Below are 14,152 nucleotides of genomic sequence, written 5' to 3' on the forward strand. Positions count from 1 at the left end.
GGGCGCACCCGGTACCACGGCCGAACCGACGGAGTCACTCGTCGTCGTTGACCCACGACATCAGCTTGCGCAGTTCCTTGCCGGTGGTCTCCAGGAGGTGGTTCTCGTCGGCCTTCTTGTACTCGTTGTACTTGGGGAGGCCGGCCTGGTACTCGGCCATCCAGTTGTTGGCGAAGGTGCCGTCCTGGATCTCGGCGAGGACCTTCTTCATCTCGGCCTTGGTGGCGTCGGTGATGATCCGCGGGCCGGTGACGTAGTCGCCCCACTCGGCGGTCTCGGAGATCGACCAGCGCATCTTCTCCAGGCCGCCCTCGTACATGAGGTCGACGATGAGCTTCAGCTCGTGCAGGCACTCGAAGTACGCGATCTCCGGCTGGTAACCGGCCTCGGTCAGCGTCTCGAAGCCCGCCTTGACCAGCGCGGCCGTACCACCGCAGAGGACGGCCTGCTCACCGAACAGGTCGGTCTCGGTCTCCTCGGTGAAGGTCGTCTTGATGACGCCGGCGCGGGTGCCGCCGATGCCCTTCGCGTACGAGAGCGCCAGCGGGAAGCCGTTGCCGGTCGCGTCCTGCTCGACGGCCGCGATACACGGGACGCCGCGGCCCTCCTCGTACTGGCGGCGGACCAGGTGGCCCGGGCCCTTGGGGGCGACCATGCAGACGTCGACGCCGGCCGGGGGCTTGATGAAGCCGAAGCGGATGTTCAGGCCGTGGCCGAAGAACAGCGCGTCGCCGTCGTTGAGGTTGTCCTTGATGGACTCCTCGTAGACCTGGGCCTGGATCGGGTCCGGGACGAGGATCATGATGACGTCGGCCTCGGCGGCGGCCTCCGAGGGGGTCACCACGCGCAGGCCCTGCTCCTCGGCCTTCGCCTTGGACTTGGAGCCCTCGTGCAGACCGACCCGGACGTCGACGCCCGAGTCACGGAGCGACAGCGCATGGGCGTGGCCCTGACTGCCGTAACCGATGACCGCGACCTTGCGGCCCTGGATGATGGACAGGTCGGCGTCAGCGTCGTAGAACAGCTCGGCCACTTTGGGTTCTCTCCTTGGTGTGCAGGTGTTGCGTCCCACCGTATGCCGGAGGGCTGGGGGGAAGTTCCGGGGTCTCGGAATGCGGGCGGCCGACGGCGGCCGGCCGCCCGTTTCCGGTCGTACTCGAATCTCTTACGAGGCTTTACGAGGCTCCGCGCGCGGCGGGGCCGGGGGCCTACGCGGACCGCTCCAGGGCGCGCAGCGACCGGTCGGTGATCGAGCGGGAGCCGCGGCCGATGGCGATCGTGCCGGACTGGACGAGCTCCTTGATGCCGAACGGCTCCAGCATCTTGAGCATGGCCTCCAGCTTGTCGGCGCCGCCGGTGGCCTCGATGGTGACGGCCTCCGGGGAGACGTCGACGGTCTTGGCGCGGAACAGCTGGACGATCTCCACGATCTGGGAACGCGTCTCGTTGTCGGCGCGCACCTTCACCAGAACGAGTTCGCGCTGGACGGCCGCGCCGGGTTCCAGCTCGACGATCTTCAGCACGTTGACGAGCTTGTTGAGCTGCTTGGTGACCTGTTCGAGCGGGAGTGCCTCGATCACGTTCACCACGATGGTGATGCGCGAGATGTCGGCGTGCTCGGTGACACCGACGGCGAGGGAGTCGATGTTGAAGCCGCGCCGGGAGAACAGGGCGGTGATCCGGGCGAGGACACCGGGCTTGTTCTCCACCAGGACGGAGAGCGTGTGCTTGGACATGGGTCTGCTTCCTTTACCTACGGCTCTCAGTCGTCTTCGTTGTCGCCGAAGTCGGGGCGGACGTCCCGGGCGGCCAGGATCTCGTCGTTCGAGGTGCCGGCGGCGACCATCGGCCACACCATGGCGTCCTCGTGGACGATGAAGTCGATCACGACGGGACGGTCGTTGATCGAGTTCGCCTCTTCGATGACCTTGTCCAGGTCGTCCGCGGACTCGCAGCGGATCGCGTAGCAGCCCATGGCCTCCGACAGCTTCACGAAGTCGGGGACGCGGGTGCCGGCGCTCGGCTGCTTGCCGTCGGCGCCCGGACCGGAGTGCAGCACGGTGTTGGAGTACCGCTGGTTGTAGAAGAGGGTCTGCCACTGGCGGACCATTCCGAGGGCGCCGTTGTTGATGATGGCGACCTTGATCGGGATGTTGTTCAGGGCGCAGGTGGTGAGTTCCTGATTGGTCATCTGGAAGCAGCCGTCACCGTCGATCGCCCAGACCGTACGGTCCGGTGCGCCGGCCTTGGCGCCCATCGCGGCCGGGACCGCGTAGCCCATCGTCCCGGCGCCGCCGGAGTTCAGCCAGGTCGCGGGCTGTTCGTACTGGATGTAGTGCGCGGCCCACATCTGGTGCTGGCCCACACCCGCGGCGAAGATCGTTCCCTGCGGGGCGAGCTGTCCGACGCGCTCGATGACCTGCTGCGGGGAGAGCGAGCCGTTGTCGGGCTGCTCGTACCCCAGCGGGTAGGTCTCGCGCCAGCGGCCGAGGTCCTTCCACCAGGCGGTGTAGTCGCCGGGGTGACCGTCGCTGTGCTCCTTCTGCACGGCCTGGATCAGGTCCGCGATGACCTCGCGGGCGTCTCCGACGATCGGCACGTCGGCGGCGCGGTTCTTGCCGATCTCGGCCGGGTCGATGTCGGCGTGGACGATCTTCGCGTGCGGGGCGAAGCTGTCCAGCTTGCCGGTGACGCGGTCGTCGAAGCGGGCTCCGAGGGCGACGATCAGGTCGGCCTTCTGCAGCGCGGTGACGGCGGTGACCGAACCGTGCATGCCCGGCATTCCCACGTGCAGCGGGTGGCTGTCGGGGAATGCGCCGAGCGCCATCAGGGTGGTGGTGACGGGCGCTCCGGTGAGTTCCGCGAGGACCTTCAGTTCGGCGGTGGCACCGGCCTTGATGACGCCGCCGCCGACGTAGAGGACGGGCCGCTTCGCCTGGGTGATCAGCCGGGCCGCCTCGCGGATCTGCTTGGCGTGCGGCTTGGTCACCGGGCGGTAGCCGGGCAGGTCCATGACCGGCGGCCAGGAGAAGGTGGTCCTGGCCTGGAGGATGTCCTTGGGGATGTCCACCAGGACCGGCCCCGGACGGCCGCTGGAGGCGATGTGGAACGCCTGCGCGATCGCCTGGGGGATGTCCTCCGCCTTGGTGACCAGGAAGCTGTGCTTGGTGATCGGCATGGTGATGCCGACGATGTCCGCCTCCTGGAAGGCGTCCGTGCCGATCGCGTTGGACACGACCTGCCCGGTGATCGCGACCAGCGGCACGGAGTCCATGTGGGCGTCCGCGATCGGGGTCACCAGGTTGGTGGCGCCCGGCCCGGACGTCGCCATGCACACCCCGACCTTGCCGGTGGCCTGCGCGTATCCGGTGGCCGCGTGGCCCGCGCCCTGCTCGTGGCGGACCAGCACGTGCCGCACCCGCTCGGAGTCCATCAGCGGGTCGTACGCCGGAAGGATGGTGCCGCCCGGAATGCCGAATACCGTGTCGGCCCCGACCTCCTCAAGAGAGCGGACGAGGGACTGCGCTCCCGTCACCTGCTCGGGGGCGGACTGCTGTCCTCCGGAACGGGGCCGCGGCTGCGGGTGGTGGGCCCCGGTGGCCTGCTCGGTCATCGGCATTCTCTTCTCGATGCTGAGGGTTTTTGCGAGTTTTGAGCGGTGTGCGGTTACTGATCGACAGTCACTGGTGCAACAAAAAACCCCTCGTGCCGTGAGGCAAGCGAGGGGAGCGCGTCGGGTGCGTTAGCGGGGACTTCCGGGTCATCGATCCGGTGCTTCCCAGCTCAGCCGACGCGCTTTCCAAGTACGAGAATTCGGGTGCGCATGGCACAGACCCTCCCCCCGGCACGCTGTGCGTGTCAAGTGGGTGGGACGGGAGTCTCATTATGTGAGCGGAGCGCGATACCGGTTCCGTACCCTCCCGAGGCGGCGCCCGCCGCGTACGCACTTGCGCCCCCACCTGCGAAGACGCCGCTTCCACCACCTCCTGCGAAGACCGGCTCGACGGGGCCGTGGGGCACGGTGTAGGCACCGCCCGCGAGGGCTCGGCGCATCCGGTACTCGTCCAGCGGTCCGGAGAAGGCCACGCCCTGTCCATGGGTGCAGCCCATCGAGCGCAGGGCGATCACCTGCTCGGGCAGATCCACGCCGTCGGCCACGGACTGCAGCCCCAGGTCGTTGGCGATCCGCAGCAGCCCACTGGTGATCTTGTGGAGCCGGGCGGACTCGACGACTCCCTCGACCAGACCGCGGTCCAGTTTCAGTACGTCCACGGGCAGCCGGCGCAGCGCGGTGATCGTGGCGTACCCGCTACCGAAGCCCTCCAGGGCGATCCGCACGCCGAGCCGCCTGAGCGTCTTCAGACGGCGCTCCAGCTCGTCCAGGGAGACCTTGGGGTCCGTCTCGGCCAGCTCCACGATCAGGGCGCCGGAGGGCAGTCCGTGCCGGGTGAGCAGCGCCTCCACGGAACTCAGCGGCATGGAGCGGTCGAGGAGTCTGCGGGCGGTCATCCGGACGGCCACGGGCACGGCCAGTCCGGTGGCCGCGCGCTCGGCGGCCTGTTCGACCGCTTCCTCCAGCATCCAGCGGCCGAGCTCTGCGGTGCGGTCGCTGTCCTCGGCGACGCGCAGGAACTCGGCGGGCGTGAACAGCACCCCCTGGGCCGAGCGCCAGCGCGCCTGCGCCGCCACCGCGGTGATCCGGCCGGTGTCCAGACAGACCACGGGCTGGTGCAGCAGGGCGAACTCGCCGTCGTGCAGGGCGGCACGCAGCCTGGTGGCCAGCTCCGCCTTGCGGACGACGTCCTGCTGCATCTGTGGCACGTACAGCTCGACGCGGCCCTTTCCGGCCGCCTTCGCGCGGTACATCGCCAGGTCGGCGTTGCGCAGCAGTTCGCCGGCGCCCAGGCCCGGCTCGGAGAAGGACACCCCGATGGAGGCGGCGACCCGGACATCGTTGCCGTCGATGAGGTAGGGCTGCGACAGGGTCGTGCGCAGCCGGTCGGCGAGTTCGAAGATGTGACGCTCGCGCGCGGTGCGGTCGCGGGAGCCGTCGCCGACGATCAGGGCGGCGAACTCGTCGCCGCCGAGCCGGGAGGCGGTGTCCCCCTTGCGGACCGCGTCCTGGAGCCTGCGGGCGGCCTGCACGAGGAGTTCGTCACCGGCCTGGTGGCCGATGGTGTCGTTGACCGCCTTGAAGCCGTCGAGGTCGATGAAGAGCACGGCGGTGCCGTGGTCGGAGGAGCGGCGGCCGGAGAGCGCCTGTCCGACGCGCTGGGTGAACAGGGCGCGGTTGGGCAGGTCGGTGAGCGGGTCGTGTTCGGCGTTGTGCTGCAACTGGGCCTGCAGGCGGACCCGTTCGGTCACGTCACGGCTGTTGAAGATGAGGCCGCCGTGGTGGCGGTTGACGGTCGACTCGACGTTGAGCCAGCCTCCGCCGCCGGACCGGAAGCGGCACTCTATGCGGGTGGTGGGTTCCTCCGCGGGGCTGGCGGCGAGGAAGCGGCGCACCTCGTGCACCACGCAGCCCAGGTCCTCCGGGTGGATCAGCGTGGCCAGTTCGGAGCCGACCAGTTCCTCGGCGGGCCGTCCGTAGACCCCGGCGGCGGCCGGGCTGACGTACCGCAGGATGCCGTTCGGTGCGGCGATCATGATGACGTCGCTGGAGCCCTGCACCAGGGAGCGGAAGTGGTTCTCCTTCTGCGCCAGTTCGTGCGTGAGGGTGATGTTGTCGACGAGCATGATGCCCTGGCGCACGACGAGGGCGAGCACGACCGTGCCGCCGGTGACGAGCACCACGCGGTCGACGCTGCGGCCGTTGAGCACGTTGTAGAGAATCCCCAGCGTGCAGACGGCGGCGGCCAGGTAGGGGGTGAGCGCCGCCAGCGAACTGCTGATGGGCCGACCGAGGGGATACCGACTGTGACCTCCCTCCTGGAGGGGCACGTGTGCCGGTTGTCCCTGCCGGGGCCCGGGCACGTAGCCGTACACCACGCGCGTGTGCCCCTCTTCTTCCGTGTGTCCGTGCCCCTGCCCCATCCAGGGGGCGTAGGCGAGCAGCAGTGAGCCGGCGAACCAGCCCGCGTCGAGCAACTGCCCCGAGCGGTAGTCGTTGTGGAGCAGTGGCGAGGTGAACAGGGCGTCGCACATCACCGTCAGGGCCAGCGCACCGATCGCGGTGTTCACCGCGGAGCGGTTCACCGCCGACCGCCTGAAGTGCAGTGCGAGCACCATGCTCACGAGAGCGATGTCGAGCAGCGGATAGGCGAGCGACAGCGCGGTGTGGGGGACGCTCGGTTCCTCCGCCTTGGCCGCCTGGGCGAGCGCGAGGCTCCAGGAGAGCGTGAGCAGCGAGCCGCCGATCAGCCAGGCGTCGAGTCCCAGGCAGACCCAGCCGGCCTTGCTCACCGGCCGTTTGGCCAGGACGAGCAGTCCCACGATGGCCGGTGGGGCGAAGCACAGGAAGAACAGGTCCGCCCAGCTGGGGCTGGGCACCTGGATCTGCAGGACTACCTCGTACCAGCCCCAGACGAAGTTGCCCACCGCCGCCATCGTGGAGGAGAGCGAGAAGAGCAGCCATGCGGGTCGAAAGCGGCTGCGCCGGGTGCGGGCGCAGAGGAAGCAGGAGACGGCCGCGGTGGCGGCCGCCGCGCTCAGCCCGAAGTCGCCCATGATCAGGGCCAGTCGTGGTGAGCCCCAGCCGAGCGCGGAACCGACGGCGTATCCCGCGCACATCAGGGCCAGCACGAGTTGCGGGACCATGCCCGTCCCGCCCCCGGTTACCTGACCGCGGGTCAGCACGGCCCCCGGGGAGCTCACTGTGTCTCTCCGGGCCGAGCCGCCCCCGAGTCCCTCTGGTCCCGGTGCGCCGGATGCGCGTGACGCCTGCGACCGCTCGGCCGGCGGTGGTGATGGCCGCTGTGGCCGCATCTGCGCGCGGGTGGACACCAGGGTCGCCGTCGGCGGCCCCGTCGCGTCGGATCGTTGGTCCATAGGCCGTGCATCGCCCGTCGCCCCCCTCGCTGTTGCTGTCTCTCAGTCCCCGGCGCCGGATGGTGCGCGGCGCAGCCCCTGTCGGGACGATACACCAGTCTCGTCACTCAGGGACATAGTTCCTCTACGCTCCGTGACGGTCGACGGGGAATTGGACACGGCGCGCGTTCGGTGGAATGCGGAGGGTACCCACGAGTGCCCGCCGTGCGTGCCCGGACGGGAGCAGGGAGGACTACGAGCCCGTCGTAAGGACCACGTTCCGCAGTGGCTCCCGGTTCACGAAGCGGTTCAACTGGTCCAGGAGGAGCCGCCGGGCCCGTGGGAGGAACGCGGAGGTGGGGCCGCCCACATGAGGGCTGATGAGCACGTTCGGGGCGTGCCACAGGGGGTGCCCCGGCGGCAGCGGTTCGGGGTCGGTGACGTCCAGGGCCGCCCGGAGCCGGCCGCTCTCCAGCTCGGCGAGGAGCGCCTTGGTGTCGACGACACCGCCGCGGGCCACGTTCACGAGGAGCGCCCCGTCCTTCATCCGGGCCAGGAAGTCGGCTCCGGCCAGGCCTTTCGTCTGCTCGGTGAGCGGCGTGATGAGCACCACCACGTCGGCTTCCGGCAGGAGCTCCCGCAGGGCGGAAATCGGATGCACGGGGCCGCGCGCGGTCTCACGTGCGGAGCGCGCGACGCGCGCCACCCGCGCGAGCTCGAACGGCGCGAGCCGGTCCTCGATGGCCGAACCCACCGCTCCGTAGCCGACGATGAGAACGCTCTTGTCCGCGAGCGCGGGACGGAACCCGGACCGCCACTCCTCGCTGTCCTGACCGCGGACGAAGTCGGGGATGCCGCGCAGCGAGGCGAGGATCAGGGTGAGGGCGAGTTCGGCGGTGCTCGCGTCGTGCACACCGCGCGCGTTGCACAACTGCACACCGTCGGGGAGCAGTTCGAGGCCCGGCTGGACGTGGTCGATGCCGGCCGACAGGGTCTGCACGACCTGCACGGAGGTCATGGCGGCCAGGGGCCGCACCGAGATGTCGGCGCCCTTCATGTAGGGCACGACGTAGAAGGCGCAGTCGGCGGGGTCGGCGGGAAAGTCCTCCTCACCGTTCCAGTAGCGGTAGTCGAGGCCTTCGGGAAGGCCGTCGAGTTCGTCCGGGGGAAACGGGAGCCACACTTCGTACGTCATGGTCAGGAGGCTATGCGAAGCGCCCGTGGACGCAGAGGTTAGTTTGGGGTGCCAGTAAAGGGAGGGCACGGCCAGGTGGAGCGCAGGACGATCGGGGCGGCGGCGCTCGAAGTGGGGGCTGTCGGTCTCGGGTGCATGCCGATGAACTGGGCGTACTCGGGTTCGCGGCAGCGGGGTGCCGAGTCGCTGCGCACCGTGCACGCGGCCCTGGACCGGGGGGCCACGCTCCTGGACACCGCCGACATGTACGGGCCGTTCACCAATGAGCTGCTGGTGGGCCGCGCGTTGAAGGAGCGGCGCGCGGAGGCCTTCGTGTCGACCAAGGTCGGCCTGCTGGTGGGTGAGCAGCACATCGTGGCCAACGGCCGCCCCGGCTATGTGAAGCGGGCGTGCGACGCCTCGCTGCGCCGACTGCAGACGGATGTCATAGACCTCTACCAACTGCACCGCGAGGACCCGGAGGTGCCGGTCGAGGAGACCTGGGGCGCGATGGCGGAACTGGTCACGGCCGGGAAGGTGCGGGCTCTGGGGCTGTGCGCGGTGGGCGCCCGGGCCGGCCGCCGGCCGGGTGCGCGGCTGCACGACGGGACGATACGGAAACTGGAGCGGGTGCAGCAGGTCTTCCCGGTGAGCGCGGTTCAGGCCGAGCTGTCGGTGTGGTCGCCGGAGGCACTGGAGTCCCTGCTGCCGTGGTGCGAGGCGCGCGGGGTCGGTTTCCTCGCCGCGATGCCGCTCGGCAACGGCTTCTTGACCGGGACGCTCACTCCCGGCGAGGGGTTCGAGCCCGACGACCTGCGGGCCAGGCATCCCCGGTTCACCGCCGAGATGATGGCCGCGAACCAGCCGATCGTCGTCGGTCTGCGCCGCATCGCCGCCCGTCACTCGGCCGGGGCGCGGGGCGCGGACGTCACCCCCGCGCAGGTGGCTCTCGCGTGGGTGCTGTCGCGCGGGGAGCAGGTGGTTCCGGTGCCCGGGACCAAGCGGGAGTGCTGGGCCGCGGAGAACGCGGCGGCGGCCGGGCTGCGGCTGACGGCGGAGGATCTCGCCGAGGTGGCGGAACTGCCCGCGGCGCTGGGGTCCTGGGACTGAGCGGGACTCCGGGGCCGGGCCGGGGTTCCGGTCCGGCCCGGCCGGGGTTCCGGCCCAGCCCGGCCGGGGTTCCGGCCCGCAATCGCCCGGTTCGGGCGCGGGTCCGGCGATTCGGTGTCCGTGATCGGGAACCCGGGAGACCCGGGCGGTGTATGAAAAGTAGAACCTGCCACGTCGAAGGGATCCCGCATCGTGCAACGACGAGCTGTGACGGCCGTGTTGGCCGCAGCCACGCTCCTGCTGGCGGCCGGATGCTCCTCGGACGACGGGGGGAGTTCGGACGGCGGCGGGGGCATGCCCTGGGTCTCTCCGAAGCCCGCCACCTCTCCCCCGGCCTCCGAGCGGGCGGCCGAGGAGGCGCCGCCCGCCAAGGGCTCCGTGAAGGTCGTGCGGACCGTCACCGAGGGCCTCAAGACACCCTGGGGCCTGGCGGCCCTGCCCGAGGGCGGCCTCCTGGTGTCCTCGCGCGACGAGGGGACGATCACCCTGGTCGACGAGAAGACCGGCAAGAAGACCGAGGTCGGCTCGGTGCCCGGGGTCGCCCCCGGCGGCGAGGGCGGCCTGATGGGCCTGGCCCTGTCCCCGACGTACGCATCGGACCACATGGTCTACGCCTACTTCACCTCGGACTCGGACAACCGCATCGTGCGCATGCAGTACGACGCGAAGAGGCCCGCCGGTGAGCGCCTGGGCGCCCCCGACACGGTGTTCCGGGGCATCCCCAAGGGCACGAACCACAACGGCGGCCGGATCGCCTTCGGCCCGGACAAGATGCTGTACGTGGGCACGGGCGAGACCTATGTCACCGAGCTGGCGCAGGACAAGAAGTCGACGGGCGGCAAGATCCTGCGCCTGACCCCGGAGGGCGAGCCGGCCCCGGGCAACCCGTTCGACTCGCCCGTCTACTCGTACGGGCACCGCAATGTGCAGGGCCTCGCCTGGGATTCCAAGCAGCGGCTGTTCGCCTCGGAGTTCGGCCAGGACACCTGGGACGAGCTGAACCACATCAAGCCGGGCGGCAACTACGGCTGGCCCGATGTGGAAGGCAAGTCCGACGACGCGAAGTACGAGAGCCCGATCGACCAGTGGAGCACCGACGAGGCCTCTCCGAGCGGTATCGCCTACGCGGAGGGCTCCGTCTGGATGGCGGGGCTGCGCGGCAAGCGGCTGTGGCGCATCCCGCTCAGGGGCACGGAGGAGTCGGCGAAGCCCCAGGCCTTCCTGGCGGAGAAGTACGGCCGGCTGCGCACGGTGGTGTCGGCGGGCGGCGACAAGCTGTGGCTGGTCACGAGCGAGACGGACGGAAGGGGGACCCCTGGCGGCGGGGACGACCGGATCCTGGAGCTGCAGGTGAAGTGAGGCGGGGTGGAGTGTGGTGGCGTGAGGCGAAACCGGATGCCTAGACGGGCGCTTCCGGGTCGTCCTGCGCCCGCGGCCCGTCCTGCCCGTCCAGCTCGTCCCGCTCCCCCGTGGGCTGTGTCGGCGGGCGGACGACCACCTTGCCCGAGGTCAGGTCTATGGGGCCGCGTCCGGGGTCACCGTCGTTCAGATCCACGCGGGTCAGTTCCAGCCGCTTGTTCTCGTCGTCGGTGTGCTTGCGGCCCGGTGCGAAGAGATTCTCGATCATGTTGAACACAGCGGCTCCTTCGGCCCGGCGTCTCTTACAGCGTAAACCTCACCGCGTGGAAGTCAGCCTGCTCGTCCGGTCGGGCGGGCGGCGGCCGTCTCCGGCGGGAACAGCCGCATCCGGTGCGCGACGGCCGCCGCCTCGCCCCGGCCGGAGACGCCGAGCTTGGCCAGGATGTTCGAGACGTGGACGCTGGCGGTCTTCGGGGAGATGAAGAGCTCCTCGGCGATCTGGCGGTTCGTGCGGCCGACGGCCACCAGGCGCAGGACGTCCCGCTCGCGGCTGGTGAGGCCGAGCGCCTCGGCCGGGTCGGCGGGAGCGAGCTGGGTCCGCCCGGGCGAGCGGGCGAGGGTGAGGCGGGCGCGCTGGGCGAGCAGGGCGACGGCCTCGGCCAGCGGCCGTGCGCCGAGGTGGTCGGCGACGGCCCGGGCCAGCCGCAGCAGCTCGGTGGCGCGGGCCCGCTCCTCCTCCGTGCCGCCGGAGCCCAGCAGGGCCTCCGCGAGACGGTGCCGGACGCGGGCGAGGTCGTACGGGCGCTCCAGCGGTTCGAAGGCCGTGACGACCTCGGACCAGTCGTCCGGGGTGTCCCGGCTCTCGGCACGCAGCAGTTCGACGCGTACCCAGCGCTCGTGCGCCTGCCATACGGGCACGTTCGTGGCGAGGGACTTGGCGGTCGTGCGCAGCCGTTCGACGAGGTCGGCGCGGCCCGGTTCGGCGGCGGGCAGTCCGCGGGCGTCGGCCTCCGCGGTCGCCGCGGCGAGCAGCAGGGGCCAGCCGTAGCGCTGGGTGCCCGGCGGGAAGCCGAGGCCCAGTGCCTCGTCCAGTTCGGTGCGGGCGTCTTGGAGGCGGCCCTCACCGGCCGCGATGCCGATCGCGAGGGTGGTCAGCGGCAGCGCGTTCTGGGGCACGGCGTCGTGGGTGCCGAAGTGGCCTCGGGCCTCGGCCAGGCGGGCGCGTGCGGTGGTCAGGTCGCCCCGGGCGAGCTCCAGGCGGGCGTGGAGCATGGTGCGGAAGCCCCGGGGTTTGGCGCTCTGGCCGACACGCTCGGAGTTGTATCCGGCTTCGGCGGCTTCGGGCCAGCGGCCCAGCGAGAAGAGGGACTCGCCGAGGTTGCCCCAGACCCAGGCCTCGGTGTCCAGCAGCCCGTATCTGCGGGTGAGCCGGACGCCTTCCTCCAGGATGCCGACGGCTTCCTGGGAGCGGCCGACGCCCTCCAGGTGGGAGGGGAGGTTCACATGGGCGCGGCCCATCACGTAGGCGGCGCCGAGTTCCGTGGCCCGTTCCTTGACGTCGTGCACCTCGGCGAGTCCGGCGCCGATGTCGCCGGACTCGACCAGGAGTCCGCCCAGGGTGAGGCGGGCGTTCAGCTCGATGTCGCGGGCTCCGACCATGCGGGCGTACTGCACGGCGCGTTCGGCGGCCTGGAGGGCGTCCGGGCCGGGCCGGTGCACCATCAGCCAGTTGGCGACATGGGCGAGGACGTCGGCGTGCACCTCGGACGGCGGCAGTCCCCGGACGAGGTCCTGCGCGGTGCCCAGTTCCTGCCAGCCGTCGCCGAGGCCCTGTCCTTCGACGAGACGGGAGCGCTGGATCCAGAACCAGGCGGCGCGCAGGGGGTCCTGCCGGTCCTCCAGGAGGTGCAGGGCCCGCTTGGTCATCTTCAGCGCGCGTTTGCGTTCGCCGCAGAACCGGCCCGCCACGGCCGCCTCGGCCAGGAGGTCGAGATAGTGCAGCGGGGTGGTGGCCGGGTCGCGGTCGGCGTCGCCCTCGCCGCGCACTGCGGGCGGTGGGGGCGGGTAGGCCTCGCTGTAGTCGCCGGTGCGCAGTGCCGCGCGTACGGGCTCGGGGGCGGTGTCCCACAGCTCCATCGCCCGTTCCAGGAGGCGTACCTGCTCCGAGTAGGCGTGGCGGCGGCGGGCCGCGACGGAGGCGTCGAGGACGGCGGGCAGGGCCTTGGCGGCGTCGTGCGCGTGGTACCAGTGGCTGGCCAGCCGGGCGGCGCGCTCACCGGCCGGGACGAGTGAGGGGTCGGCTTCCAGGACTTGTGCGTAGCGGCGGTTGAGGCGGGAGCGCTCGCCGGGGAGCAGGTCGTCGCCGACGGCCTCGCGCACCAGGGAGTGCCGGAAGCGGTAGCCGTCGCCGTCGGGCGTCGCGAGCAGGATGTTGGCGCCGACGGCGGCCCGCAGCGCCTCGATGAGGTCGTCCTCAGAGAGCCGGGCCACGGCCGCGAGCAGCCGGTACTCCACGGTCGAGCCGCCCTCGGCGACGATCCTGGCGACCCGCTGGGAGCTCTCGGGCAGGCTCTCGACGCGCACGAGGAGCAGATCGCGCAGGGAGTCGGTGAGGCCGGTGGCGCAGCCGTCGAGGGCGGCGACGGCCAGTTCCTCGACGAAGAAGGCGTTGCCGTCGGAGCGGGCGAAGATGTCGTCGACCTGGACCTCGTCGGGCTCGGAGCCGAAGATTCCGGCGATCTGGCGGGCGACCTCGGCGCGGGTGAAGCGGCGCAGCTCGATCCGCCGGACGGTGCGCAGCCGGTCGAGTTCGGCGAGCAGCGGGCGCAGGGGGTGGCGGCGGTGGATGTCGTCGGCGCGGTAGGTGGCGACGACGAGGAGGTGGCCGCTGCGCAGGGTCCGGAAGAGGTAGGCGAGGAGGTGGCGGGTGGAGGCGTCCGCCCAGTGCAGGTCCTCCAGGAGGACGACGACGGGGCGCTCGGCGGCGACGCGTTCCAGGAGGCGGACGGTGAGTTCGAAGAGGCGGGCCATGCCGTCCTCGTCGTGCCGCCCGCGGGTGGTCTCCCCCAACTCGGGCAGCAGCCGGGCCAGTTCCTCCTCCTGGCCCGCGGCGGCGGCGGCGAGCGCGTCGGGCAGGTGGCGGCGCAGGGCCCGCAGGGCGGTGGAGAAGGGGGCGAAGGGCAGTCCGTCGGCGCCGATCTCGACGCAGCCGCCGACGGCCACGACGGCGCCCTCGCGGCAGGCGCCCGCCGCGAACTCCTCGATGAGGCGGGTCTTTCCGACACCGGCCTCACCGCCGAGGAGCAGCGCCTGGGGCTCGCCCGCGGCGGCACGGGCGAGCGCGTCGTTCAGTACGCCCAGTTCGTCGGTCCGGCCGACGAAGACCGGACTGACGGACCTGGTCTCCACAGCGCCGAGCATCGCACAGGGGTCGGACACGGCGTCACTGGTTATCGGGGCCCCGGCCGCGGCGCCGATTCCATCTGTCCGGGGCCCGCTCGCCCCCGGCGCGGACACGACCTCGGGCCCGGCCGCGGTGGC

9 protein-coding genes are annotated in these 14,152 nt (G+C 71.2%); 2 read left to right on the top strand and 7 right to left on the bottom strand.

Features of this window, described 5'->3' with window-relative positions; translation table 11 throughout:
- Nucleotides 1-34 precede the first annotated feature (34 nt).
- The 5 genes from ilvC to ACFWGJ_RS32035 form a co-directional block, all read right to left on the bottom strand.
- On the bottom strand, nucleotides 35-1,033 hold the full coding sequence (ilvC, locus tag ACFWGJ_RS32015) for a ketol-acid reductoisomerase (RefSeq protein ID WP_387331681.1): 999 nt from the start codon (nucleotides 1,031-1,033) through the stop codon (nucleotides 35-37).
- A 175-nt stretch (nucleotides 1,034-1,208) separates the two neighbouring features.
- Nucleotides 1,209-1,736 carry an acetolactate synthase small subunit gene (ilvN, locus tag ACFWGJ_RS32020; protein ID WP_107021902.1) on the bottom strand — a complete coding sequence of 176 codons (528 nt, stop codon included), beginning with the start codon at nucleotides 1,734-1,736 and terminating at the stop codon, nucleotides 1,209-1,211.
- A gap of 26 nt (nucleotides 1,737-1,762) precedes the next feature.
- Nucleotides 1,763-3,619, bottom strand: coding sequence for an acetolactate synthase large subunit (locus tag ACFWGJ_RS32025; protein ID WP_387331684.1), 1,857 nt, complete (start codon nucleotides 3,617-3,619; stop codon nucleotides 1,763-1,765).
- Between the two features lie 239 nt (nucleotides 3,620-3,858).
- On the bottom strand, nucleotides 3,859-6,759 hold the full coding sequence (locus tag ACFWGJ_RS32030) for a putative bifunctional diguanylate cyclase/phosphodiesterase (protein WP_387331686.1): 2,901 nt from the start codon (nucleotides 6,757-6,759) through the stop codon (nucleotides 3,859-3,861).
- Between the two features lie 463 nt (nucleotides 6,760-7,222).
- Nucleotides 7,223-8,164: a 2-hydroxyacid dehydrogenase gene (locus tag ACFWGJ_RS32035; protein WP_387331688.1), complete on the bottom strand. Its 942-nt coding sequence runs from the start codon at nucleotides 8,162-8,164 to the stop codon at nucleotides 7,223-7,225.
- Between the two features lie 75 nt (nucleotides 8,165-8,239).
- On the opposite strand from ACFWGJ_RS32035, the gene ACFWGJ_RS32040 reads away from it, so the two are divergent.
- On the top strand, nucleotides 8,240-9,253 hold the full coding sequence (locus ACFWGJ_RS32040) for an aldo/keto reductase (RefSeq protein WP_387331690.1): 1,014 nt from the start codon (nucleotides 8,240-8,242) through the stop codon (nucleotides 9,251-9,253).
- A gap of 192 nt (nucleotides 9,254-9,445) precedes the next feature.
- The gene (locus ACFWGJ_RS32045; protein ID WP_387331692.1) at nucleotides 9,446-10,612 is read left to right on the top strand and encodes a PQQ-dependent sugar dehydrogenase; all 1,167 of its coding nucleotides are present in this window, start codon (nucleotides 9,446-9,448) and stop codon (nucleotides 10,610-10,612) included.
- 40 nt (nucleotides 10,613-10,652) lie between these two features.
- Here the strand turns inward: ACFWGJ_RS32045 and ACFWGJ_RS32050 are convergent, their stop codons facing one another.
- Both ACFWGJ_RS32050 and ACFWGJ_RS32055 read right to left on the bottom strand, forming a co-directional pair.
- On the bottom strand, nucleotides 10,653-10,880 hold the full coding sequence (locus tag ACFWGJ_RS32050) for a DUF6191 domain-containing protein (RefSeq protein WP_387331694.1): 228 nt from the start codon (nucleotides 10,878-10,880) through the stop codon (nucleotides 10,653-10,655).
- 62 nt (nucleotides 10,881-10,942) lie between these two features.
- Nucleotides 10,943-14,032, bottom strand: coding sequence for an AAA family ATPase (locus tag ACFWGJ_RS32055; protein ID WP_387331696.1), 3,090 nt, complete (start codon nucleotides 14,030-14,032; stop codon nucleotides 10,943-10,945).
- Nucleotides 14,033-14,152 lie beyond the last annotated feature (120 nt).

This window comes from Streptomyces sp. NPDC060205 (assembly GCF_042728395.1).
GTDB lineage: Bacteria > Actinomycetota > Actinomycetes > Streptomycetales > Streptomycetaceae > Streptomyces.